Here is a 25,130-nt window from a genome sequence, read left to right on the forward strand (position 1 = left end):
GCCACGTATTTGTTAAAATGCCTACGGTTTTTGTTCAAAGATCAGAAAGTATAAAATTTCTGGTCACGAGACCGGTGCGCGATTCCGCTCCAGGCCGCTCGGTTTTCGCGGGGGAGTGGTAAGCCACCTCGCGCCTGAGGAGGCTTACCGATCTCCCACTTCCCGTTGGACTCTCGTATTGCATCATGAGTCAGCAGCGCTCGAGAAACACACGATTTTAGAGTATTCCGAATCTCGCGCCTTCCGCTCCAATCCGCTTGACCTTTCCATGAAGCCTCTTCCATATCTGATGATGCCTTTATAGCTAGACAAGGACCGGGCATGTTCATGCTTTTGCCCATTTTTTCTCATAATGTCAGATTAATAACTTTGTGGAAGCTCTTACAAGTTTGGGTTTTGGCTTTTTCTCGAGTTTTGGTGGCTATCTTAATGTGTGATTTGAAAAACCACCTTAACTATACAAGCGCATGAGCGTCTATCTGTACGGCTAAGTGTTGATTTTTCCTTTAGCACAATAAAATCATATTCACCTTTTTCTCGCATAAACTTGTACAAAAATAGATTAAGGGATGGGATGACACCTTGGTGATCACAAGAAGATTCACGTTGGTAGCCACAATTTTACTATTAATCTTTTTAACGTGTAATTTTAATAAAGTAGAAGCAAAGCCCATGATTGCAAATCGGGTACACGTTTCGGCTCAGTCAGCTGTTCTAATGGATGAGGCGACAGGACGGGTGCTTTTTGGAAAAGACATACATAAAAAAATGAGGATTGCCAGCATAACAAAAGTGATGACGGCGATACTTGCGATTGAATCGGGTAAGCTGAATAAAACAGTAACCATTAGCGATAATGCCTATGGTACAGAGGGGTCCTCACTTTATCTGAAAAGGGGGGAAAAAGTCAAGCTGAAGGATTTGGTTTATGGATTATTGATGCGTTCGGGCAATGATGCGGCGATTGCGATTGCTGAGGCAGTAAGCGGTAGCACTGGGGGATTCGTTTATCAAATGAATAAGAAGGCCAAAGAGCTTGGTATGTTAGATACAACTTTTGCCAATCCACATGGTTTAGACGACGAGCGGCATCGTTCCACAGCTTATGACATGGCGCTATTAACAAAATATGCGATGCAGAATAAAACGTTTCAAAAAATGTTTAAGACGAAGTTTTATAATACTCCTCAGGAAGGAGAAAAGTGGGATCGGCATTGGAAAAATAAAAACAAGCTATTATTTAACTACGACTATTCAACAGGCGGGAAGACAGGCTATACCAAAAAGACAGGGAGAACACTTATATCTACCGCAACAAAGGATGATAAGGATTTTATTGTCGTAACGCTTAATGATGGTGATGATTGGAACGATCATCGCACCCTCTTTAATTGGGGATTTAATCATTTTAATATGGTCAAGGTCATGCATGAAGGCAAGTTAAATGGTGTCAAAAAGACCTACTATAAGGGAGCAGTTTTTCTCCATCGTGATATCGTCCTGCCTTTGACTACTGAAGAAAAAAAGCATCTGACAACACAACTGATGCTTTACAAGCCAAAGCAAGGCCAGGAATTTCAGAAGCCTCCAAAGATTGCTGGCCGATTAAAAGTAAGCGTCGAAGGTGAAACCCTTGCAGATGTTCCAGTGTTTTATAAGCAGGCGGAGAAAGAGAAAAAGGGCTTTTGGTCCCTTGTCCAAGTGATCATCGGTCATATGCTGGAGCCAGATCATGATTAATTATATTTGGGTGGGGATGTTCGTCATCGGACTTGTCTATGCGGCAATCACCGGACATATGGAGGAAGTGAATGAAGCTATTTTTAAATATGCCAAGGAGGGGGTCACCCTTTGTTTTGGTTTGATTTTCATTTTAGTCTTTTGGTTAGGGATCATGAAAATTGCCGAGGTTGCTGGTTTGCTCAATAAATTGGCCATGGGCTTTAAACCGCTTTTAAAAAAACTCTTTCCAGAGGTGCCAGAAAATCATCCAGCGATGGGCTACATCCTTTCCAATACCATAGCCAATCTGTTTGGGCTAGGCAATGCGGCGACGCCCATGGGGATTAAAGCGATGGAGCAGTTAAAAAAGCTTAATCACAATCGCCCAGAAGCGAGTCGTTCGATGATCACGCTATTGGCTTTGAATACGTCAAGCTTAACGCTCATTCCAACGACCGTCATAGCGATCCGTATGAAGTATGGCTCCGCTCATCCAACCGATATTGTTGGCACAACGTTAATCGCTACGACAGCGACAACAGTGGCTGCACTTCTCATCGATCGCTATTTTTATCATCGTCGTCAAAAGAAGAACAAGTATAAATAACTGTTGGGGGGGAGAACCGTGGAAGTCATCTCAACTCTATCCATTTGGTTTATTCCAATTATCATTGGCATCGTTTTAGTTTACGGAACATGGAAACGCGTCCCCACCTATGAAACCTTTGTCGAGGGGGGAAAGGAAGGCTTTCATATCGCGATATCCATCATCCCTTATTTGGTTGGCATGCTCGTTTCGATCGGTGTGTTTCGGGCCTCTGGTGCATTGGATGCGCTTATTGACATGCTGCGTCCTTTGCTCTCATTGGTCGGTGTTCCAGCGGAAATTGTTCCTCAAGCCTTAATTCGTCCCTTATCTGGGAACGGTGCTTTAGGGATGATGAGTGATATTTTAAAAAATGAAGGGCCTGATTCATTTATTGGCATGCTCTCCTCAACACTTCAAGGAGCAACAGATACAACTCTCTACATCGTGACAGTTTATTTCGGTGCAATTGGTATTAAAAATGTTGGGGACTCGTTAAAGGTGGGTTTTTTAGCCGACTTTGTCGGTATTGTAGCAGCGATTGTTATTGTGACGTTAATGTATGGCTAATAGTGGGTAAGAAATGAAAAGGGTGATTCCCACGTTTTTTATACTACTAGAATTTATAATTTCGCTGACGCTCTCAGAGGAAGATAGTATAAGTGTCACTTTGGCTTCGCCTTCTAAGGCTTGCGATAAGCCAAATTTTCTAAAACGACTTGTTCCGCTTTTCTTTTCTTCAATAAGTCTCTTCGCTAGCAAGTCCCCCCAACAGCCATTTTCTCACGCCTTTACTTGTTAAAAATGATGAGTAAGGGTATGATGAGAAATGAGGTGAAAGTATGGAAAGGCTCCAAAAGATAATTGCTCAAGCGGGAGTGACTTCTCGCAGGAAAGCTGAAGCTTTGATTCAAGAAGGTAAGGTTAAAGTGAATGGGAGCGTAGTCACTGAGCTAGGGACAAAGGTCTCGCCCCATGATAAAATTGAAGTGAATAATATTCCCATCGAACGGGAAGAACCCGTTTATTTTTTGTTTTATAAGCCAACAGGAGTCATTTCGGCGGTAAGTGATGACAAGGGTCGTAAAGTTGTGACCGATTTTTTTCATAATGTGAATGAACGTATTTTTCCCATAGGTCGTCTGGACTATGATACATCTGGTGTCTTACTGTTAACAAATGATGGGGAGTTTGCTAATATGCTGATGCATCCGCGGTATAATGTAGATAAGGAATACATTGTTAAAGTAGCGGGCATCCCAACGAAGCAAACACTGCGGGCCTTGGAAAGAGGGGTTAGATTAGAAGATGGTAAAACAGCACCTGCTGTTGCAACCCTTATTTCTTCTGATCGGCAAAAAAATACGGCGATTATTTCCCTTACGATACATGAAGGAAGGAATCGTCAGGTCAGACGGATGCTCGAGGCTGTGGGCCATAAAGTCCTAAAGCTTAAACGGGAGCGCTACGCTTTTTTAACCGTGCGTGCGATGCAGCCTGGTGACTACAGACAGCTCAAACCTCATGAGGTGAAACGACTCAGAGATGCCACTGTCACATAACCGTCACAAAACCGCCTGCCGTGCGGTTTTTTTCACGCTATAGTAGAAGTGAGACTTTTTTCTTTGGGGTGTCTTATATGTCACAAAAGAGAAAGCGCTTTTTTATTAATGCTTTTATCATTCTGATTATTCTAATAGCGCTCGGGTACACGGGCTACCGTATGTTTTTTAAAACAAGTGTCGTGCATGTAGGAGATACGGCGCCTGATTTCACGGTGCAAAATTTAAATGGCAGAGAAATGACACTGAGTTCATTAGAGGGGAAAGGGGTTATGCTTAACTTTTGGCAATCGGATTGCGACCCTTGCAAGGAGGAGATGCCTTTTATTAATAAGGCTTATCACACCCTTCAATCCAACGATAATGTAGTGATTTTATCCGTGAACGTGGATGAATCCAAAAGCATTGTGAAGCATTTTAAGGATACGTATCATTTGGATTTCCCCGTTTGGCTTGATCACAAAAAAGTCGGTCAGGATCTTTATGGGATTCGGGGCATCCCAACAACATATCTCATTGATTCAAAGGGCAAAGTTGTTGATATCGTTCAAGGATACATGGATGGCAAGTCTACAGTGATGAAAAAGCTGAAAGAGATTCGTCCGTAAATAAAAGAGGTGTTAAGCATGAGTCAGGAAATCATATGTGAGTGCGGACATAAAAATCCCGAAGGAACAATCCTATGCGAAGCCTGCGGAAAACCCCTCCAAGAAGACAATCCTAAGCAATTGCTTAATATGCGTTATGAGGGAAGTGCTCGGCGCTCTCAAACGTATAATCGCACCGCAATTGATAAAATATGGAATTACTTGTCATCTGTGAAGGTGGGCGTTACCCTGATTATTCTCGTCCTCATCGCTATTGCGATTGGAACGATCTTTCCACAGAATATTTACATACCTGCGGGTGCCGATCCGGATACCTTTTATAAGGATCAATATGGCGTATTAGGGCAAATCTATAAAACTCTCGGCTTTGATAATCTCTATAAATCTTGGTGGTTTATTATTTTAATAGGCTTACTAGGGGCTTCAATTGTTGTCGCTAGTCTTGATCGCTTTTTTCCTCTACATAGAGCTTTAAAAAATCAAAAAGTCACCCGACATGAACGCTTTATGAAGAAACAGCGTCTCTTTGGGACAACCCCAACGACAAAGGGTGAGGAGCAGCTCCAAAAGGCTGAGCAGGCATTAAAAGAAAAGAAATATAAAGTTTCTAGAGAAAAAGGCGCTTTGTTAGCTGAAAAAGGGCGTTTTTCCCGTTGGGGACCTTATGTGAATCATATTGGGCTCATGGTGGTCCTCATTGCAGCAGTGCTCCGTTTTATTCCGGGAATGTATGTTAATGAAACTATGTGGATTCGCGAAGGGGAAACAAAGGCGCTTCCGGGGACACACAATGAATATTATATTACCAATCATAAGTTTATCCTCACAACCTATAACAAGCAAGACCCCCAGTATAAACAAGCAATAAAAGAAAATGGTTCCATCGTCAAAAGCTATCAATCGGATGTGACGCTTTTCAAGCCAGAGGGGCAATCGGTATTAGGGGCAACACCTAAGCTAAAAAAACTACGAGATGATCAAATCAAGGTGAACAGCCCGCTAGAATTTGCTGGCTATCAAGTCTTTCAAGCGGACTATCGGTTAAATGAATTATATAAGATGAATTTTACTTTGACGGATCAGAGCGAAAAGAAAACTTTCGGAAAATTAAGTGTTAACTTATATAATCCAAAAGAGAACTATGATTTAGGGCATGGCTATAAAGTAAAATTAACCTATTATTTCCCGGACTTTTACTTTGATGATAATGGCGATCCTGCAACAAAATCAGATACGCCTAATAACCCCGCTTTTATTTTTGATGTTACCACCCCCGATAAGCCGAAGGGGGAAACAAGCTTTGTTGCCATTAAAACCAATCAAGCGATCTCTAAGGATAATCAGTATAAATTGACGTTTGCTGGGCTCGATACACGCAATGTGTCAGGGTTGATTGTTAAACGTGATTTTACGGTATGGATCTTCTTTGTCGGTGCAATGATCTTTCTTCTTGGCGTGGTTCAGGGCATGTACTGGCAGCACCGTCGCATTTGGCTTCGAAAGATAAATGGAGAATTGTGGTTATCCGCTCATACCAATAAGAATTGGCATGGCATTAAAAAGGATATTGCCTATCTGACAGATAGCTTAGGCATTCCTGAACCTGTTGATCAGCTTGAACAAAAGGTAGTGACAGAAGAGAGGAGGAAACATTCATGAGCATGGTGGAAATAAGCAGTATGTTATTACTTATTGCCTTTATCTTGTATATTTTTGGAACGATTGTCTTTACGATTAGCGTGGCGGGAAAAAAGTTCAAAAAGAACGGTGAACAGACCGATGGTAAAGGACTTGGAATAGCAGGATTTGTGATTACCGTCATCGGTTTCTTTTCTCAAGTAGGTTATATCTTTACACGCTGGAAAGCGGACGGCCACTTTCCGATCAGCAACCTTTTTGAGTATACGACATTCTTAAGTGTCATGATGATCCTAGGCTTTATTATCATTTATCTTATCTATAGAAATAATAGCATTGGTATGGTGGCATTGCCTATCGCTGTCATCGTTATCGCTTATGCGAGTGTCTTTCCAAGAGAGGTTGAGCCGCTTATTCCGGCTCTGCAAAGCAATTGGTTGATGATCCATGTCACAACGGTTTCATTAGGTGAGGGAATACTGACGCTTAGCTTTGTAGCGGGACTCGTTTATTTATTGCGCGTCATAGATCAATCCAAGCGCAGTGCACGCACCTTTTGGCTCGAGTTTGTGCTATTGTTTCTAATCTGTGCGGTCGGCTTCGCTCTTGTGTCAGGAATTTTCCAAGCCCTAGGCTACAGCGAAAAATTTCAATGGGTGAATGAAAAAGGAAACACAGCAACCTTGGAATACAATGTACCAGCAATAGCTGGACCGCATGATGGGAAAAAGTTAACCGATGGTTTTGGTCCTGTTTTCCAAGCCCCATCTTGGATGAATGGCGTGAATGCCCCTAAAAAATTCAATACGGTCATTTGGTCGGTCATCGGCGGCTTAGTGATATATGGCATCATTCGTCTTGTACTGAGGGGGCGACGCATCGGTGCAGTATTAAATCGAATCGTCATGAACGTCAACCCTCCTTTAATGGATGAAATCAGCTACCGAGCAGTTGCGATTGGCTTTCCTGTTTTTACTCTAGGCGGCATCGTCTTTGCAGCCATTTGGGCGCAGCAAGCATGGTCGCGTTTCTGGGGATGGGATCCGAAAGAGGTTTGGGCATTGATCACCTTCTTCTTTTATGCTGCTTATCTTCATTTTCGGCTTTCAAGAGGATGGGAGGGAGAGAAATCCGCTTGGCTTTCGGTCATAGGGTTTGTGATCATCATGTTCAACTTGATTTTTGTCAATCTTGTCATTGCAGGCCTCCATTCCTATGCTTAAATGCTGACATGCACCTTCATTCATTGAAGGTGTATTTTTATAGAATTCCTGTTATACTTTTAGGGGATATAGCTCGCTAATAGATTTTTTTAATCACTTAAACGGAAAGAATCCGCTTGCTAGTTAAGTGAAGATTTAAGGAGGATCTCCATGACAGAGGAGAATGCAACAATACTCGTCGTAGATGATGAGGATAGAATTCGTAGATTATTGCGCATGTATTTAGAAAGAGAAGGCTATGTAATTGAAGAGGCAGAAAATGGTGAGGACGCTTTGCAGCTCACTCTTGATAATGATTATGATCTGATTTTATTGGATCTCATGCTTCCAGGGATTGATGGGGTGGAAGTGTGTGAACGTCTTCGTGAACAAAAGGCGACACCTGTCATTATGCTGACAGCAAAAGGGGAAGAGGCGAATCGGGTCCAAGGCTTTGAAGTGGGGACAGATGACTATATTGTCAAGCCTTTCAGTCCTAGAGAAGTTATCCTGCGCGTGAAGGCATTGCTAAGAAGAGCTTCTACTACCAAATTTTTGGAAACAGACACAACGGCTAAAAATATACTCGTTTTTCCACATCTGGCAATCGATCACGATGCCCATCGGGTAACGGTGAATAATAAAGAGGTCAACTTAACACCGAAAGAGTATGAATTGCTCTACTATTTAGCGCAAGCACCAGATAAAGTGTTTTCTAGGGAAGAGCTTTTGAAAGATGTTTGGAACTATGAATTCTTTGGTGACTTGCGGACAGTGGATACACATGTAAAGCGGCTTCGCGAAAAGCTTAATCGCGTTTCTGATCAAGCTGCAAATATGATTGTGACGGTATGGGGGATCGGTTATAAGTTTGAGGTGGGGAACGATTGAAACCGTGGCGGAGCGTCGTCGGTAAACTTTGGGGAACGATCTTGCTCCTTATGTGTATCGTACTCTTTCTCTTAACGGTTTTGCTTTTACAGTTTTTTGAAAATTTTCATGTGGAACAAGTTGAAGACCAGATGACAGATATTGCGGATAAGGTTGCGGATATTGTAGCCCATAATCCACAGGCAAAGGGACCTTATGAGACGGCTGCGCAAATCATTGACGTGTATGCGGCTAGAGGAATCGTCATAAAGGAAGATCAGTCTCAATGGACGTCTCCCTCGCATAATCATCTTCCTGAATTAAAAATTGCTGATATCAAAAGGGACCCGGACCTCAATCGGGTCTTTCAAGCGCATGAAAAGGTAAGTAAAGAAACAAATATGCTTCGAGATCGAGAAAATGGGCATGAGAAATTGGTGATTGTTGGTGTGCCCATGCATTTATCCGATGGCAAGTATGGGGCGGTTTTTGTCTATGAATCGTTGCAAATTGTCAATCAAAGCACTGATGAGGCGAAGAAGCTTATTTATATCAGCGCAGGGATGGCGATCATTTTAACGACGATTTTTGCCTTTTTCTTATCGACTAGAATTGCGGCCCCCTTACGTGATATGCGTAAGGCCGCTCAAGAGGTCGCGGAGGGAAAATTTGATATGAAGGTCCCCGTGCTTACCAATGATGAAATCGGTGAGCTGGGTACGGCTTTTAATACAATGGCAAGCCAGCTGAAAATGAATGTGACCGCTTTGAATCAAGAAAAAGAACAATTATCTGGGATTCTTAGCAGTATGGCCGATGGCGTCATGACTTTTGATCGTGAAGGCAATCTGTTGATTTCCAATCCGCCGGCTAAGCGACTATTACATACATGGTGGTATGAAATGCATCCTGATGCCACCATTCCTAATACAACAGAGTATCTGCGAGATGTTCCCCCGTCTATAAAGGAGCTCTTCTACCAAGTGGTGAAAGAAGAACGGGAGCAAACGGCCGAAGTCACCCTCCAGGGACGGTCATGGGTCATTCTTATGACGGCTCTTTATGACGATCAAAAGGTCGTCAGGGGAGCGGTAGCAGTGCTTCGGGATATGACAGAGGAACGGCGGTTAGATGAACTGCGTCAAGGATTTATTGCTAATGTCAGTCATGAATTGCGGACGCCAATCGCTTTATTACAAGGCTACAGCGAAGCAATTGTTGATGATGTTGTCGGCTCTGAAGAGGAAAAACGTGAGGTTGGTCGGATTATTTATGATGAATCAAAGCGTATGGGGCGATTAGTCAATGAACTTCTTGACCTTGCCCGCTTAGAGGCTGGACATTTTCAAATGAACCAAACATGGGTCGAAATCGGTGACTTTTTTGAGCGGATTACTCGTAAGTTTCAAGCTTTGGCAAGAGAGCAGGACATTACATTGACTTTAGAGGGTCCGCTTCATCCTGAAACAGTTATTTTAATGGATCCTGATCGCATTGAACAAGTGTTAACCAACCTCATTGATAACGCGATTCGTCATACTCATGATGGCGGAGAAGTCACCGTACGTGTGGATGAGAATGACCAACAGTTATTGGTGAGTGTCAAGGATACAGGTGCGGGGATTGCTGAGGAGGATTTGCCTTTTGTTTTTGAGCGCTTCTATAAAGCAGATAAAGCAAGGACACGAGGAAAGGCTGGCACAGGTCTAGGACTTGCAATTGCCAAAAATATTGTTGAGGCCCACAAAGGACAAATCATTGTGCAAAGCAAGCTTGGAAAAGGGACCACCTTTACATTCAGTTTGCCGAAGGCGGTCACTCAGTCATGATTAAACTTATAATGGCAAGGGAGCATTCCTTCTTTGGGATGCTTTTTGTCAATGATGTGCCTAAGTCCTATTGCATTTATATTTGTAAGAGAGTGTAAGCATCGGTATTAAAAGTTTGCTAGAATAATGGCTAAGATAAAAAGATGGTGGATGCTATGACGTTTATGACTTATTTGGTCTTAACATTAATCGAACACTTTAAGGGGCAAAGATCGGTTTATGCCGTCCTGCATCTTCTTAATGGCAAACGCTCTTCACAGACGATCCAAGATGGCTTTTTATTTGCGGTTCATCCTTTCTTTGGCGTTTTGAAATCATTATCACGAAGCCGAATTGAGGCAATTTATGCCGCTCTTCTCCAGCAGGGTTATGTGATACAAAATGAAAAAGATAGGGTAGAGGTAACTGCACGAGGCCAGCGGGCTCTTAGAGAACATCGTGATCGATTTTGGCTCTCTCCGCATCTGAGTGGCTGGTATTCTGACGAAATTGCTCAGCTTTTTTGGCAGCGCCTCTCCCTCCTCGTTCAATCTGTTTCGCATCTCATGTACCATGACAATCGATTTATTCCGGTCATCAATGCTCCTGCTGTCCATACATGGCTGAAATCTTTCCTTCATCATTATCGGAGAGAACACTTGGCAAAGGCTCTCTTGAGTGAGCTTGAACAGCTGTGTCAGAGGCTTGATGAACGGGAAGCACTCCTATTGGTGCATAAAATGTCTGGAAAGCATCTGTCAGGATTGACGTTTTTACAACTTGCGGAGGCTTTAGCACATGATGAGGCTGAGATGCAGATTAACTTTCAAGCGACCTTGCATCATATCGTGAATGAGTTACGAGAACAGGGTGAGCTTTTTCCCATCCTAAAGCAATTGATAGTAGCAGCTGACAAGAAGGCCTTGACTGCAAGTACATACCAAACCTTGTTGCTATTGAAGCAGGGAAAAACAATCCCCGATATTGCTAAAGAAAGACGGTTGAAATGTTCAACGATTCAAGATCATATTGTTGAGATTGCTTTTTTTGATCCAGCATTTCCAGTGACTCAATATGTACCAAAAACGACTTATGAAGCGATTTGTGAGGCATTAAAGCACGTTAAAACAAGGCGTTTAGCGGACATTAAGCGACAGCTTCCCGATGCTATTGATTATTTCCATATTCGCTTGGTTTTGACACGTGAGAAGGGTGGGGACTAAATGCTTGAGGACCAATTGCGACGTTATTTTGGCTTCACCACCTTTCGTCCTGGCCAGCGTGAGGTCATTACGGATGTGGTAGCCCGCCATGATGTCTTTGCAATGCTACCTACTGGCAGTGGGAAATCGCTATGCTATCTTTTGGCTGGTTATCAATTGCAAGGACTGGTCGTCATCGTTTCTCCTCTGCTTTCGTTGATGGAAGATCAGGTGCAGCATATAAGGCTATATGGTGAAAAGCGGGTGGCAGCGCTCAACAGCTTTTTACCTTATGAAGAACGCCAGTCTGTTCTTCAGCAGTTAAAAGCCCTGCGGTTTCTTTTTGTATCCCCAGAAATGCTGCAATCCCGCCAGCTGTTAGAGAGATTGCAGGAAGTAAATGTTGTGCTGTTTACCGTTGATGAAGCCCATTGCGTGTCACAGTGGGGATATGAATTCCGCCCTGATTATCTTAAACTTGCTGATGTCCGCAGACAACTTGGTGCTCCTCCTTGTCTCGCTTTAACAGCGACGGCTGATCAGAGGGTGCGTGAGGATATTATTGATAAATTAAAGATGTCGGATTGTCACCAGCATATTTACAGTGTCGATCGCAAAAATATCGCACTTAAAGTTGAAGCTGTTCAAGGAACATTAGAAAAGCAGGACCGTCTAATCGAACTCGTATCGATGCTTCAAGGTCCTGGCATCATTTACTTTTCAACAAGGGAATGGACTGAAGAGGGCGCAGCGCTTATCCATCAGTATACGGATCTAAGAGTTGCCGCTTATCATGGTGGTATGGCCAATGAGGAACGCCGGCTGATTCAAAATCAATTTTTAAATGATGAAATCGATGTGGTGTGCTGTACCAATGCCTTTGGCATGGGGGTGGATAAGCCGAATGTTCGCTATGTCATTCATTTTCATTACCCTAAACATATGAATGCTTACTTACAAGAGATTGGCAGAGCAGGGAGAGATGGTCGACCGAGCTTGGCTGTCGTCTTGTATACAGAATCAGACCATGAGCTGCCACTTTATATTTTACAAAAAGAGTATCCAACTGAGAAGCAATTGGAGCAAGTCATTGCTCAATATATTAAGGGACAGGATAAGGAATTGGTGGCGACGATTGCCCTGGATGTCGGGTGTTCTGAAACGGCTGCCCGTTTTCTTCAGGAACACATTAGTTGGTGGGCCCCAGAGATGGACAGCCAGGCATTAAAACAGAGACTTCTGCAACGCATTCAAGAGCGCATAGCGCTCAAGACAAAAGCGCTATGGGAGCTTCAACAATGGTTAAAGAAGGATAGCTGTCGGCGCGCAAGGCTGCTTACTTTATATGATGAGAGGTTAGAGACTTCACCAAAATGCTGCTGTGATCATTGTGGCCTCCAATTGGCAGACTTCTCGCGGCAAAAAACCATTCCTGTCTCAGAAGTGGTGATGCCTTGGGAACGACGCTTGCGATTATTGCTGGACCAGAAGGAAGGATCTTATGGCAAAAAGGATTGATCTGCATACTATTTCTGATAGACAAATGGTGAAGGGTTTTTACATTTCACAAGGTTTTCTTTTATTCGTGTCTATGATTTTGTTGACGATGTTTCATTTCTTCATTCATCCACTTCCTCCGTTATTTACTTGGGATATAAAGGCTGTCCTCCTTTGGGGAGTACTTGTCGGTACCTTGGTTGCGGGGGCTGAATATCTATTGGATCGCGTATTTCCAGACCATTGGATGGATGATGGAGGTGTGAATCGCCGTCTGTTTGCTGCCATGTCATTCAAACAGATCAGCTTAGCCATGCTTCTGGTCGCTTTTATAGAAGAATGGTTATTTAGAGGAGTCATTCAGACTTATTTTGGCTGGATTGTTGCGAGTGTGATTTTTGGTGTTATCCATTTTAGATATTTGCATAAACCTGTCATGCTTGTCATTGTCCTATTATTAGGATTTTTATTAGGCTATATTTTTAAAGTATCAGGAAGCCTTTGGCCGCCTGTGATCTGCCATTATGTTATTGATGTCCTCTTAGGCATAGTATTGAAAATGTCGATAATTAAGGAAGCAAAGCAAAAGGAGGGGAGAGATCAACATGAATGAAGAAGAGCAATATTCATCATCGGGCGGTTCCCTTCCCCCAAGAAGAGTAACGCATCGGCGCAAAAAAACGAAACGACAACGCCGTTCAAAAGAGAGGCGTATTGAAGAAGAACGCTTGGCTGCTGAACAAGAGATGACCTCAACTGCTGAAATTACGAGCGAAGAGGAAGAAAGCGGAGCTATTCAAGAGGAAGAGCATGAGGAGGCCGCAGCATCTGATGTGAAAAAAAGGTTCAATGGTAGCCTTATTTTTGCCAACATTGTTCTATGGCTCTTTTTAATCATGGTGGCTGGTATTCTTTTTTATGTCATGACGATGTGAAGAATCCTGTCCTATATTTACCCCTGCGTTCATAAAATAAGAAGGGGTGATGCTAGTGGATGCTAAGCTACTGAAATTATATGAAGAGGAAAGATTGTCGAACATTGCCTTCAAATTAATGGCTAAATTAATTGAGCGAAAGCAAATGAAGGATCGCTATAAATTGGCATTATATATTGTTTCGATTGCTTTATTAATGGTCATGGGGCTTTTGCTCTATTATTTATTTAATGAGCCTATTTATCAAACGGAAGATGCTCTATCTCTTCAAATGCTGCTGCAAAATACAGCGATAAAACATTTTCTCTTTCCTGATCTCATCCTGTTTGTGATTTGGAGATTTCTCAGTCGTCAATATAATGAGAAGGACAAGGATTATGAAAAATTAAGACTTCAATTGATTGATCGAGCTAATGACTTATGGAAGCATCATATTGAACGTGATATACAAGGAGAGGTCTACGAACAACTGAAAGAGATCTATGATATCAATCTTTTTTACAAATAATTGGCCCATATCAAGCCTTCTTATTCAATTAATGGACCCTTTCATCAAAACGTTACCATTGGTGTTTGAAATATTCATTTCCAGTTTTTTTGGGGGATTATACTGAAAAAGATGCCTGTTTCAGGCATCTAAAAGATTTTTTTCTGTGAGTTGGCATCTTTAATCAGCTCTACTGCTTCTCTAAAGCGTTGAGAATGGACGATTTCTCTTTCCCTTAAGAAGCTTAATCCTTCATTAAGGAAGGGATCGTCTGACATGTTAATAATCCATTGATAGGTTGCCCGTGCTTTTTCCTCCGCTGCAATATCTTCATAAAGATCGGCTATTGGATCTCCTTTCGCTTGAATATAGGATGCTGTCCAAGGATTTCCTGCCGCATCATGGTAGAATAAGGCGTTATCATGGTTGGCATAATGGTCGCCCAACCCGGCCTCTTTCATTTGTTCTGGTGTCGCATCCTTTGTCAATTTATACACCATCGTGGCAATCATTTCCAGATGCGCGAATTCTTCCGTACCAATATCAGTTAGCAATCCAATGACTTTATCTGGTATGGAATACCGTTGGTTGAGATAGCGTAGTGCAGCTGATAATTCCCCGTCTGCGCCTCCGTATTGCTCAATTAAAAATCTTGCGAGCATAGGGTTACAGGTGCTTACTCTGACAGGATATTGCAGTTTCTTCTCATAAATCCACAAACCGCTCCCCCCTTTTTAAATGATGGACGCTTAGACCTGCCATGGCCACGGTGGTTCGTTCCATGCCCATGGATGGGTGCTATAGCTGTGACCAAAATGCATTAACGGTCCGAAGCGCTCTTCAAATTGCTGCCTCAATTCTTTGGCTTTTCTAGTATAAGTATTGAACTGTTTGATGGCCTCAAGATCGTCCGGGTGAGTATCCAGATAGAGGTTTAATTCTACGAGAGTAAAGTCCAAGATTTGAATCTCTTCTAACAGCTGATAATAGTCATCTGGCAGGGTTTTATTCGCCACTTAACCTCCCTCCTCTCAGGGTGTTTCATAAGGATTGGAATATGGAGCATATAGAGCCGGCCAAAGCGTGCCGCGCTTTAAGGCTTCTGGGGGTGGGAATTGTTCAAGTCCTGGTGGCTGAAATCCTAAGTAGAGCTGTGGTGGGGTTTCGTAATATTTAACAGTTATGGGTTTGCAAGGGTCATAGCGCCCAACAAAGGGCTCATAGCTTTTTCGCGTGGACTGCTGCATCACATTAGCATTATTCATTGTATTGTTGATCATGAAATTTTCCAACCATTTCACCTCTTTTCCTTAACCCATTATTGGTTATATGTACGCGTAGCTTGTCACATGCTGATTAAAAAAGGAACAATCTGCTTTAGGGAAGCGTCCTTTTAGTTCGTGATGTTTCTTACATTCAAACAGGGGAAGATATGGTATGATCATCATGGCAGGTAAAATCTGTTTGATACTCATAGAAAATAGTAGATTATTTGCGACATTATTTAAAGAAGAGAGCATAGGGCAGGTTTTAACTGATACCTAATTTTTTTAATTGAAGGAATAATCGCGAAAAATGTAGAATCAATAAAAAAGGAAAAAGGGGGACTAGAGCATGTTTGTTAAAAGCGTCATGATTCCTAAGCACAAAACTGTGTATGTTCAAGACCAAGCGCCTGTAAAGGAGGCTTTGGAATTGTTGACTAGGCATGAAATTGATGGCATGCCAGTGATTAAAAATGATAAATATATTGGTTTGATTACCAAAAATGTAATATTCGAGGCAGCGTTTCTTTCTGATAAAGCCAAGGAAGCTTTTATGGAAACAACCACAGTAGGTAGCATTGCTATCGCTCAAGATAATATAGTGAGTGAACAAACGGTATTTGAAGAAACAGTCATTAAAACAAAAGCTGTGCCTCTTGTTGCCGTTACTGATGAACAGCAACAATTTTTAGGCATTGTAACGCGTTTTGAGGTACTTGAGCAATTTCAAAGTGCGTTTGGCATGAATAAAAAGGGATTAAGGATCGTTTTCACATCCGTTGAAACCGAAGGGCGAATATTAAGACTCTCGGAAATCACGAAGCAATTTCATCAGAACATCATATCCTTGATGACATTTGATGATTCAGATAAGCTTGTGCGCCGAATTGTCATGAAGGTTGCCTATGATAATGATACCGATAAATATGTAAAGAAGCTTGAGCGCAACGGCTTTAAAGTCCTAGATATTCAGATGACAGAATAGGTGTCACTTTAAAATCCCTGTCATACATTAGGTGTATGGGAGGGGTTTTTTTTGAGGCTACTGACATGGTATATTATCGGTATCTTGTGTGGGTATGAAGTTATAACACTGTTTGCGGGTATTGATGATTTATCATCTTTAGGTGAGTTGATTCTTGAGCCTGGCTCCTTTTTGAGCGGCGCTGTTTTTTTAGTCGCAAGCTTCATCATTCTTTCTTTTGTCATGCGAAAAGGCTTAATTCTACACCTTCGCAAACCTAAGCATGAAAGACGGGCTTCGCTCATCATGAATCTTGTGGCATTACTTTTAGGGTGGGGGTTTCTTTTTATTCAATCGCTCTGGATGACATTGGCGATTGCTGTTCTAACCTCCATACATTTTGGATTATCCTATGATAAAATACAAAAGGGGTTGTCAGAAACTCAATAAGGGGTGCCGCATTTGCTATTCATGGTTTGCACTGTCATCGTTTGCTTGGCCATGGCTTTGATTCTTTATATGTTCATTGAAGCGCATCAAAGTCGAGTGGTGTCATTAGATATTGAGGTAAATGGGTTATCAGAAGCTTTTGAGGGCTACTCCATTTATTTTATTTCAGACATTCATCGCCGTGTGATCTCACAAAATATGTTAAACTCTATAGACACTCCAGATATTGTTGTTATTGGTGGTGATCTGACAGAGGCCGGTGTTCCTTTTTCAAGAGTGGCACGCAATGTACAGAAGCTCTCAACACTCGGTGCTCCACTCCTTTTTATTTGGGGGAATCACGATATTTTTGTCGAACGGGAGTCGTTGCTCGCTATATTCAAACAGCATCAGGTTATACTATTAGAAAATGATACTTATGTTGTAAAGCGGCAAGGTGAATTTTTAAATCTCGTCGGTTTGGGGGATTCCACCAATGACTTAGATTGTCTTGAAGCGGCATTGGAAAAGACGCTGCCTGGTGTTCGCATTTTATTGAGCCACAATCCCAATGTACAGCGAAAGCTTCGGAAGCGCGATCAGATTCCTTTGCTGATTAGCGGGCATACACATGGCGGACAAATTCGACTCTTGGGCTGGGGTCCAAGGGAAAAAGGTGGCGTTAAAGAAAGAGCGTTTGGCACCCTCATCATCAGTAATGGTTATGGAACAACCTCTTACCCGCTACGACTTGGAGCAAAACCCGATACGCTGTATCTGACTCTTTATCGAAGAGAGGAAACGTAAAAGATTTTTATTTTTAGATTAAAAAGCTTGTCCTTTAGCTGTGGCAATTGTATACTACGAACAAGTAACACTAATGAACAGAAATTATCAAAGCAGCATATAGTATAAAAAGATTCTGTCGTGGTAAGGAGGACTTTATATGCGGTTGGAACGCTTGAACAGTGATAAAATAAAGATTTTTTTAACCTTTGATGATCTTAAAGAACGCGGGATTACGAAAGATGAGATGTGGACCAACCTGCCGAAAGTGCAAAATTTATTTCGTGATATGATCATGGAGGCAGATGATGAGCTCGGTTTTCAAGCAGACGGACCGATTGAGGTTGAAGTCTTTTCCTTACCAGCTCAAGGTATGGTTGTTATCGTATCAAAGCGGTTGGATGCAGACCTCATTGATGAGGATGAGGACGATTTTATCGAGATGCAAGTGACATTGGATGAGACCAATGAGATCATTTATAAGTTCGATGATTTCGAGGATATTATTGCCTTGTCTAAACAGTTGGGAAGTCAAGGGGTTCATGAAGGGACTTTGGTGCACTTCGATCATGCGTATTACTTGTTTTTTGATGAAAATCAAATCGATATGGAACTCGATGCTTTTATTGCAATCTTGGCTGAATTTGGTTCCTCATCAACGGTCACTCAATACCGTTTGCTAGAATACGGCAAAGTGATTGTTGAAACGAATGCCATTGAAGAGATCAATCGATTTTTTTAAATACATGATGACCTCACTTTATTATATTGGGTGAGGTTCTTCTTTATTATTTATATTATTTTCATAAGGAAATATGTGCACTTTGTTGGGGGGCATGGATACAATAAAAAAAGAAGCTGCTAAAGCTTTTTTATACTATCAGAATGTATAACTTCGCTGACGCTCTCAAAGGAAGAGAGTATAAGTGTCACTTTGGCTTTCACCTTCTAAGGCTTGCGGGCACCCTAAGTGTGTGATTTGCACAAATCACATCAGGAGTACCAGCGAAGTGGTATAAGCTAAGTTTTCTAAAAAAGATCAGAAAGTATAAAATTTCTGGTCATGAGGACGGTGCGCGATTCCACTCCAGGCCGCTCGCTTTTTCGCGGGGGAGTGGTAAGCCTCCTCGCCATCCGCTTGACCAGGCAACGAAGCTTCTTTCATATTGGATGATGCCCTATACTAAGGACAAGGACCGGGCATGCTTTTCGCCCGGTTTTTCTAATGACGTCGAAATTTATAACTTTGCAGAAGACCTTATAAGTTCGGGCTTTGACTTTCTCCACCTAAGGTTTAGCGATAAGCCTGAGTTTTCTTTATGAAAAATATTGCTGAAATCATTGAAAAATAGCGGGGAATTCTCTATAGTTAATTAGGGATTAAAAACACTTGTCTTTGGAACTATTTATTAATAAAATAATCATAACATGTAAAAGACTGTATGGTTTGATGTGAATGTTATGGGAGGTATATCATGGAAGCCCACAATGAAAGTGGAAATCAAAATGTAGAAGCTGAAAAACTAGACGTACTTGAGTCCACTCAAACAGTGATTAAAGAAGCGCTTGATAAGCTGGGGTATCCGAATGACGTCTACGAGTTATTGAAGGAACCGATGAGGATGATGACTGTGCGCATCCCGATTCGTATGGATGATGGCTCAACCAAGATTTTTACAGGTTATCGTGCTCAGCATAACGATTCTGTCGGCCCGACTAAAGGTGGGGTGCGTTTTCATCCCGAGGTTACTGATACAGAGGTGAAAGCGTTATCAATCTGGATGAGCTTGAAGGCTGGTATTGTTGACTTGCCATATGGTGGTGGAAAAGGCGGTATTGTTTGTGATCCACGCAATATGTCCTTCCGCGAACTGGAAAGATTGAGTCGCGGATATGTACGAGCTATCAGCCAAATTGTTGGTCCTACAAAGGATATTCCTGCACCTGATGTTTTTACTAATTCACAGATTATGGCGTGGATGATGGATGAATATAGTCGAATTCGTGAATTTGATTCTCCTGGATTTATTACTGGGAAACCGCTGGTACTCGGGGGATCGCATGGTCGTGAATCAGCGACTGCCAAAGGCGTAACCATCTGCATTCGTGAGGCTGCTAAGAAAAAAGGAATTCCTCTTGAAGGCGCTCGTGTCGTCGTACAAGGCTTTGGAAATGCTGGTAGCTTTTTAGCGAAATTCATGCATGATGCAGGCGCGAAAATCATTGGTATTTCCGATGCTTATGGGGCACTCCATGACCCAGAAGGGCTTGATATTGATTATCTTCTCGATCGCCGTGACAGTTTTGGAACGGTGACAAAGCTTTTCAAAAATACGATAACAAATAAAGAGTTGCTTGAGCTTGATTGTGATATTCTCGTTCCAGCAGCTATTGAAAATCAAATTACTGAATCCAATGCTCATAATATCAAAGCAAGCATTGTCGTTGAGGCGGCTAATGGTCCAACAACCTTGCGCGCAACAAAGATTTTAACGGAAAGAGGCATTTTGTTGGTTCCAGATGTTTTGGCGAGCTCTGGCGGCGTAACGGTCTCATATTTCGAATGGGTTCAGAACAACCAAGGGTTTTATTGGACGGAAAAAGAAGTTGAAGATCGTCTTGAGGAAGTCTTGGTGAATTCTTTCAATAATGTCTATAATACATCGCAAAATCGCAAGGTGGATATGCGTTTAGCCGCTTATATGGTGGGTGTCCGTAAGATGGCTGAAGCTTCACGGTTCCGTGGTTGGATTTAAGACTGTAGGAAGCGAGCAATCCAATGAGTTGCAAATGCAACGAACTTCTCCTATGATTTTTTTTGGAGAAGTTTTTTTCTATATATTAAATCGTGTAAATAATAGGAGTGGAGCAACTTGGAAAAAACTGTCGAGGAAATCGTTATTATAGGTGCTGGCCCGTGTGGACTTTCAGCTGCAATCCGATTGCAGGAAGCTGGGTTTCGTCCGCTTGTTATAGAAAAAGGAAATGTGGTCCAAGCCCTTTACAATTACCCCACTCATCAACAATTTTTCAGTACAAGTAACAAGCTAGAGATTGGGGATATGCCATTTGTCATCGAGGATCGTAAGCCAAAAAGAAATCAAGCCTTAGCTTATTATCGAGATGTTGTAAGGAGAAAACAGCTTCGTATCCATGCATTTGAGGAAGTGAAGACTGTAGCGAAAACAGAAGAAGGCTTTGACATCCGCACGGTTTATAATGATGAAGAAGAGAGACTTTATCAGGCTAAGTATGTCGTGGTAGCGACGGGCTATTATGATCACCCTAATTATATGGGTATAAAAGGAGAAGACTTGCCAAAGGTGTTTCATTACTTTAAAGAAGCCCACCCCTTTTTCGATTGTGATGTTCTCGTCATCGGTGGGAAAAATTCTGCGGTGGACGCTGCCATGGAGCTCCATCATGCAGGTGCGCGAGTGACGGCCATCTATCGTGGCTCTGATTATTCTTCGAGTGTTAAGCCTTGGATTTTGCCAGAATTCCAGTCTCTCGTTAATCATGGCTATGTCAACATGATCTTTGAGGGGCAAATGGTGGAAATAGAGCCTCATCATGTGGTTTATTCCCATAATGGAGAAACACATAGGATAAAAAATGACTTTGTTTTTGCAATGACTGGTTATCATCCTGATCATTCATTGCTACGCTCTATGGGGGTGGGGGTTGACCCGGAAACTGGGCGTCCGCTTTTTACAGCTGAAACGATGGAAACAAATGTTGAAGGCATCTTTGTTGCTGGTGTGATCGCTGCAGGGAATAATGCCAATGAAATTTTTATTGAAAATGGTCGTTTCCATGGCGATGCCATTACACAGGCTCTTTTAAAAAGAGAAAAGCGGTAGAATAGACGTCAGCAAAGTTTTTTAATTGAATTGTTTTCTAACCTGTTTATCCATGGTACGATAGAACTGTGCATGTGTTTACAAAAATAATGGTTAGTATAAAAAACTTTAAGCTAAAAAAGAAATGAGGAGCGACTTTGCTGGCGATTATATCTGCTGGAATTGCCCCCGGCATAGCTTTTTTGTCCTATATTTACCTTAAAGATAAATATGAAACGGAACCGATTGGCGTTGTAATCAAAACATTTATCATTGGTGCATTGATGGTGTTTCCTGTCATGGTGATTCAATATGCATTTAATAGTGAACATCTTTTACAAGGCAATCTTGCTCAAGCCTATCTTTTAAGTGGGCTTTTAGAAGAATTCTTAAAATGGTTTATCGTGATCTATACAGCTTATCACCACGTTGCTTTTTCTGAGCGTTATGATGGGATTGTGTATACTGCGGCGGTTTCCTTAGGCTTTGCGACAGCTGAAAATCTTTTTTATCTTTATGCTTATGGGATTGATGTAGCACTGTGGCGTGCGTTGCTTCCCGTTGCCAGTCATGGGCTATTTGGAATTATCATGGGTTACTACATTGGTAAGGCAAAGTTTTCTAATAAAAAGGTGAAATGGCTATTGACAGGGCTAATTTTAGCCATCGTTTTGCACGGAACGTATGATCTTTTAATGGATAGTGGCAGTCGCTGGCTTTACGGTGTTGTTCCTTTCATGGCCTTCTTATGGTGGTATGCTTTAAGGAAGGTCAAACAAACCTATAAATATCAAGAGGCTTGGCTCCAAAAATATCAGGCTAAGAATAAGATTGCAGATCATCTTTAGGATGGTCTTTTTTTTACGTCAAAATTTATAGCCTTGCGGAAGCTTTTATAAGTTTGGGCTTTGGCTTTCGCCATCTGAGGCAACCTTGGAATGTGATTTGGAAAAATCATATTAGGAGTGCCAAAACGGAGCCTTTTAGTGTGTATGAAAGCATGAACATCTGGCTAGGTTTAGCAAATCGGTAAAGTATAAGCTAAGTTTTCTAACACCTTTTTCCTTTGATGCTTCCTTGTTTTGCATAAAATCACAGACTTAACAAAAGATATGCTCATAGAATGTGGAACTACAAGGAGGATGGATAAATGAAGAGGAAGCGTCATTTATATGTATCTTTAATGGTAAGCCTAAGTTTTGCTCTTACAATAATCATCGCGCCGCCTCAATCCGCTAATGCCTTTACATCACAAGTGATACAGCGCGGGGCGACAGGGGATGACGTTATAGAATTGCAAGCACGTCTTCAATATATTGGCTACTATAAGGGAAAAATTGACGGAGTTTTTGGCTGGGGGACTTACTGGGCGCTCCGCAACTTTCAACAAGCGTATGGACTAAAAGTTGATGGTCTGGCCGGTTGGGGGACAAAGCTAAAGCTTGCTTCGGCTTCTCAGTATAATGAATCCTATGTGAAACAGAATATACAGCAAGGGAAGAGCTTTACATATTATGGAGGTGTCCCGCTGAGTCAACAGTCCGGATCAGCTAAATCTGGAAGCAGCGCCAAAAGCACGGTGGGTAAACAACAAGCCCCAGACCATTTGCCTGAAGGGTATAGCGCTAATGATATTAAGCTACTAGCGAATGCGGTATATGGGGAAAGTCGTGGTGAACCCTACACCGGCCAAGTGGCCGTTGCGGCTGTTATTCTCAATCGCATTGATAGCTCGTTATTTCCAGATAATGTATCAGGTGTCATTTTTCAACCTGGCGCGTTTACTGCCGTGGCCGATGGGCAAATTTGGCTGACGCCAAATAAAACTGCTGAGCAGGCTGTGATGGATGCCATTAATGGCTGGGACCCCTCTCATGGCGCGCTTTATTATTTTAATCCAGCGACAGCAACATCGAGCTGGATATGGGGACGCCCACAAATTTTGAAAATTGGTAAGCATATTTTTTGTAAATAGTTTGGAGGTGAGCGCATGGTCAAAAATATTATTATCGGTATTCTAGTTGTCGGCATTGTTGGCATTGGTTATTGGGGCTATCTTGAACATAAAGATAAAAATGTTATCTCAACCAATGCAGAGAATAATTATCAACAGGCTTATCACAATTTAACCTATTATGTTGATACCATTCATGACCATCTTGGCACTACGCTTGGCACGCGTTCAACGAAGCTAGCAGCGCCTGAATTAACAGAGGTTTGGCGTTTAGCCTCACTGGCGCGCGGCGAAATCGGTCAGCTGCCAGTCACTTTGCTGCCTTTTAATAATACGAATGATTTTCTATCTAATCTTGGTAAGTTTAGTTTTCAAGCGGCTATAAAAAATGATAATGGCCAATTGACTGACGAACAGTACCAGCAATTGAGCAGCCTTTATAAGCAATCTGGGAAAGTAGAAGGCGATTTAAGGCAGGTTCAAAAGGTCATTATGGACAATCATTTGAAATGGATGGATGTAGAGGTCGCCTTAGCTTCTAATAAACAACCGAATGATAATCAGGTCATTGATGGACTTAAAACCGTCAATAAGAAAGTGGAAGGTTTTCAAAATGAATGGGGGCCAGCTGTAACGCGTTCTAATCTTGATGAATTGGATCAGCTAAACCATTTGTCAGGTCCAACAATATCTAAGAAGCAAGCTGTTCAAGCAGTAAAAAACTTTTTGAATATCAAGAAGGGGTCATTTGACGTTCAGCAATTGGGAAAAGGCGCTGGGTACTCAGCTTATACAGTAACGATCACTGAACCAAAGACCAATAATGTTGTCGTTGCTTCAGTGAGTAAAAAAGGTGGCCACATTGTTTCCATTATCAAGCATAGGAAAATTAATATGACAAAGATAAGTCTCAATAAAGCAGTGAGCAAGGCCTCTCAATTTTTGAAAAAGCACGGCTTCGATCACTTAGAAGTGGTGAAAACAGATCAATATAATCATGAAGGCGTAATGACCTTTGCACAAACATCAGGGAAGATTCGCTTATATCCTTCGACGATTCGCATGAAGGTAGCGTTAGATAATGGTGAAGTCCTTGGTTTTGATGATAGTGAATATTTAATTCACAAAAACATTGCATTAAAACACTATACCCCTAGTTTAACGGCTGAACAAGCCAAGCAAGGATTAAGTAAAGATCTTAGTATTCAGGAAACCGAACTTGCGGTTTATGAAAATGAATTAGGAAAAAATGTGTTATGCTACTCATTCTTAGGAACAAGAAATCAAGATACCTACCGCATTTTCATCAATGCGAACACAGGCCAACAAGAAAAAGTGGAATTACTGACAGCGTAAAATTGCTTTTAGCTTAGGGGCTGGGACCAAACCCGGTCATTGAAAAGAGTGGTACTCGCCAATAAAGGGTGGGCACCACTCTTTTTTAAAATTTTTGGTCATGAGGACGGTGTGTGATTCCGCTCCAGGCTGCTCGCTTTCCGCGGGGGAGTGGTAAGCCTCCTCGCGCTGCGCGCTGCTGAACTGAGGTCTTACCGATCTCCCAATTCCCGCAGGACTCTAGTCTCTGCATCATGAGTCAGCGGCGCCCGTGGAACACACGATTTTAGAGTGTTCCGAATCTCGCGCTTTGCGCTCCCATCCGCTTGATCTTGAATGAAGCTTCTTCCATTTATACTTAGAAAAGGATTAGGCATGCTTTTCCCCTGGTTTTTTTATTTAAGTATAGAGCTAATAGTGTTAATCTTTGCCTGCGAG

At 42.0% G+C, this 25,130-nt stretch carries 26 protein-coding genes; 23 read left to right on the forward strand and 3 right to left on the reverse strand.

Going from position 1 to position 25,130, the window contains the following annotated elements; all coding sequences use genetic code 11:
* Nucleotides 1–585 precede the first annotated feature (585 nt).
* The 14 genes from IEW82_RS08030 to IEW82_RS08095 all read left to right on the forward strand — a co-directional run bounded on the left by IEW82_RS08030 (nt 586) and on the right by IEW82_RS08095 (nt 14,138).
* Nucleotides 586–1,740 carry a D-alanyl-D-alanine carboxypeptidase family protein gene (locus IEW82_RS08030; RefSeq protein ID WP_229672440.1) on the forward strand — a complete coding sequence of 385 codons (1,155 nt, stop codon included), beginning with the start codon at nt 586–588 and terminating at the stop codon, nt 1,738–1,740.
* Entirely contained in the window at nt 1,733–2,329 is a 597-nt protein-coding gene (locus tag IEW82_RS08035; protein ID WP_188691996.1) for a nucleoside recognition domain-containing protein, read from the forward strand. The genes IEW82_RS08030 and IEW82_RS08035 overlap by 8 nt, the downstream gene beginning before the upstream one ends.
* 18 nt (nt 2,330–2,347) lie before the next feature.
* A complete protein-coding gene (locus IEW82_RS08040; protein WP_188691999.1) occupies nt 2,348–2,878 on the forward strand; it encodes a spore maturation protein in 531 nt (176 codons plus the stop codon).
* 272 nt (nt 2,879–3,150) lie between these two features.
* The gene (locus IEW82_RS08045; protein WP_188692002.1) at nt 3,151–3,870 is read left to right on the forward strand and encodes a pseudouridine synthase; all 720 of its coding nucleotides are present in this window, start codon (nt 3,151–3,153) and stop codon (nt 3,868–3,870) included.
* 77 nt (nt 3,871–3,947) lie between these two features.
* Entirely contained in the window at nt 3,948–4,478 is a 531-nt protein-coding gene (gene resA / locus IEW82_RS08050) for a thiol-disulfide oxidoreductase ResA (protein ID WP_188692005.1), read from the forward strand.
* A gap of 18 nt (nt 4,479–4,496) precedes the next feature.
* Nucleotides 4,497–6,137 (forward strand): cytochrome c biogenesis ResB family protein, encoded by a 1,641-nt coding sequence (locus IEW82_RS08055; RefSeq protein ID WP_188692008.1) that lies wholly within the window; start codon nt 4,497–4,499, stop codon nt 6,135–6,137.
* A 2-nt stretch (nt 6,138–6,139) separates the two neighbouring features.
* On the forward strand, nt 6,140–7,339 hold the full coding sequence (ccsB, locus tag IEW82_RS08060) for a c-type cytochrome biogenesis protein CcsB (RefSeq protein ID WP_188692358.1): 1,200 nt from the start codon (nt 6,140–6,142) through the stop codon (nt 7,337–7,339).
* A 150-nt stretch (nt 7,340–7,489) separates the two neighbouring features.
* Entirely contained in the window at nt 7,490–8,209 is a 720-nt protein-coding gene (locus IEW82_RS08065; RefSeq protein WP_188692011.1) for a response regulator transcription factor, read from the forward strand.
* Between the two features lie 50 nt (nt 8,210–8,259).
* On the forward strand, nt 8,260–10,017 hold the full coding sequence (locus IEW82_RS08070) for an ATP-binding protein (protein WP_373285707.1): 1,758 nt from the start codon (nt 8,260–8,262) through the stop codon (nt 10,015–10,017).
* Between the two features lie 155 nt (nt 10,018–10,172).
* Nucleotides 10,173–11,219, forward strand: coding sequence for a YpbB family protein (locus IEW82_RS08075; protein WP_188692019.1), 1,047 nt, complete (start codon nt 10,173–10,175; stop codon nt 11,217–11,219).
* Nucleotides 11,220–12,716, forward strand: coding sequence for a RecQ family ATP-dependent DNA helicase (locus tag IEW82_RS08080; RefSeq protein ID WP_188692022.1), 1,497 nt, complete (start codon nt 11,220–11,222; stop codon nt 12,714–12,716).
* On the forward strand, nt 12,700–13,308 hold the full coding sequence (locus tag IEW82_RS08085) for a CPBP family intramembrane glutamic endopeptidase (RefSeq protein WP_188692024.1): 609 nt from the start codon (nt 12,700–12,702) through the stop codon (nt 13,306–13,308). Before IEW82_RS08080 ends, IEW82_RS08085 begins: the two co-directional genes overlap by 17 nt.
* Nucleotides 13,301–13,630, forward strand: a complete 330-nt coding sequence (locus IEW82_RS08090; protein WP_188692027.1) for a hypothetical protein — start codon at nt 13,301–13,303, stop codon at nt 13,628–13,630. Before IEW82_RS08085 ends, IEW82_RS08090 begins: the two co-directional genes overlap by 8 nt.
* Before the next feature lie 55 nt (nt 13,631–13,685).
* Nucleotides 13,686–14,138: a DUF2663 family protein gene (locus IEW82_RS08095; RefSeq protein WP_188692030.1), complete on the forward strand. Its 453-nt coding sequence runs from the start codon at nt 13,686–13,688 to the stop codon at nt 14,136–14,138.
* A 128-nt stretch (nt 14,139–14,266) separates the two neighbouring features.
* Here IEW82_RS08095 and IEW82_RS08100 read toward each other — a convergent pair whose 3' ends face one another.
* The 3 genes from IEW82_RS08100 to IEW82_RS08110 are packed head-to-tail and all read right to left on the reverse strand — an operon-like array spanning nt 14,267 to nt 15,364.
* On the reverse strand, nt 14,267–14,836 hold the full coding sequence (locus tag IEW82_RS08100) for a manganese catalase family protein (RefSeq protein WP_188692034.1): 570 nt from the start codon (nt 14,834–14,836) through the stop codon (nt 14,267–14,269).
* Nucleotides 14,837–14,866: 30 nt separating this feature from the next.
* Nucleotides 14,867–15,133: a spore coat protein CotJB gene (locus tag IEW82_RS08105; protein WP_188692037.1), complete on the reverse strand. Its 267-nt coding sequence runs from the start codon at nt 15,131–15,133 to the stop codon at nt 14,867–14,869.
* Nucleotides 15,134–15,148: 15 nt separating this feature from the next.
* Nucleotides 15,149–15,364, reverse strand: a complete 216-nt coding sequence (locus IEW82_RS08110) for a spore coat associated protein CotJA (protein ID WP_229672451.1) — start codon at nt 15,362–15,364, stop codon at nt 15,149–15,151.
* 367 nt (nt 15,365–15,731) lie between these two features.
* Here IEW82_RS08110 and IEW82_RS08115 point away from each other — a divergent pair, with 367 nt between their 5' ends.
* The 9 genes from IEW82_RS08115 to ypeB all read left to right on the forward strand — a co-directional run bounded on the left by IEW82_RS08115 (nt 15,732) and on the right by ypeB (nt 24,713).
* Nucleotides 15,732–16,367 (forward strand): CBS domain-containing protein, encoded by a 636-nt coding sequence (locus tag IEW82_RS08115; RefSeq protein ID WP_188692044.1) that lies wholly within the window; start codon nt 15,732–15,734, stop codon nt 16,365–16,367.
* Between the two features lie 51 nt (nt 16,368–16,418).
* On the forward strand, nt 16,419–16,796 hold the full coding sequence (locus IEW82_RS08120) for a hypothetical protein (RefSeq protein ID WP_188692047.1): 378 nt from the start codon (nt 16,419–16,421) through the stop codon (nt 16,794–16,796).
* A gap of 21 nt (nt 16,797–16,817) precedes the next feature.
* Nucleotides 16,818–17,582, forward strand: a complete 765-nt coding sequence (locus tag IEW82_RS08125; RefSeq protein ID WP_229672453.1) for a metallophosphoesterase — start codon at nt 16,818–16,820, stop codon at nt 17,580–17,582.
* Between the two features lie 139 nt (nt 17,583–17,721).
* Entirely contained in the window at nt 17,722–18,303 is a 582-nt protein-coding gene (locus IEW82_RS08130) for a genetic competence negative regulator (protein WP_188692053.1), read from the forward strand.
* Nucleotides 18,304–19,036: 733 nt separating this feature from the next.
* On the forward strand, nt 19,037–20,317 hold the full coding sequence (locus IEW82_RS08135; RefSeq protein ID WP_188692057.1) for a Glu/Leu/Phe/Val family dehydrogenase: 1,281 nt from the start codon (nt 19,037–19,039) through the stop codon (nt 20,315–20,317).
* Nucleotides 20,318–20,434: 117 nt separating this feature from the next.
* Nucleotides 20,435–21,424 carry a YpdA family putative bacillithiol disulfide reductase gene (locus IEW82_RS08140; RefSeq protein WP_188692060.1) on the forward strand — a complete coding sequence of 330 codons (990 nt, stop codon included), beginning with the start codon at nt 20,435–20,437 and terminating at the stop codon, nt 21,422–21,424.
* Between the two features lie 137 nt (nt 21,425–21,561).
* Nucleotides 21,562–22,251 carry a glutamic-type intramembrane protease PrsW gene (prsW, locus tag IEW82_RS08145; protein ID WP_188692063.1) on the forward strand — a complete coding sequence of 230 codons (690 nt, stop codon included), beginning with the start codon at nt 21,562–21,564 and terminating at the stop codon, nt 22,249–22,251.
* A gap of 302 nt (nt 22,252–22,553) precedes the next feature.
* Nucleotides 22,554–23,378 (forward strand): spore cortex-lytic enzyme, encoded by an 825-nt coding sequence (gene sleB / locus IEW82_RS08150; protein ID WP_188692066.1) that lies wholly within the window; start codon nt 22,554–22,556, stop codon nt 23,376–23,378.
* 15 nt (nt 23,379–23,393) lie between these two features.
* Nucleotides 23,394–24,713, forward strand: a complete 1,320-nt coding sequence (gene ypeB, locus IEW82_RS08155) for a germination protein YpeB (protein ID WP_188692069.1) — start codon at nt 23,394–23,396, stop codon at nt 24,711–24,713.
* Nucleotides 24,714–25,130: the final 417 nt, after the last annotated feature.

Origin of the sequence: Pullulanibacillus camelliae, from assembly GCF_014642655.1 — a bacterium.
Classification (GTDB): domain Bacteria; phylum Bacillota; class Bacilli; order Bacillales; family Sporolactobacillaceae; genus Pullulanibacillus; species Pullulanibacillus camelliae.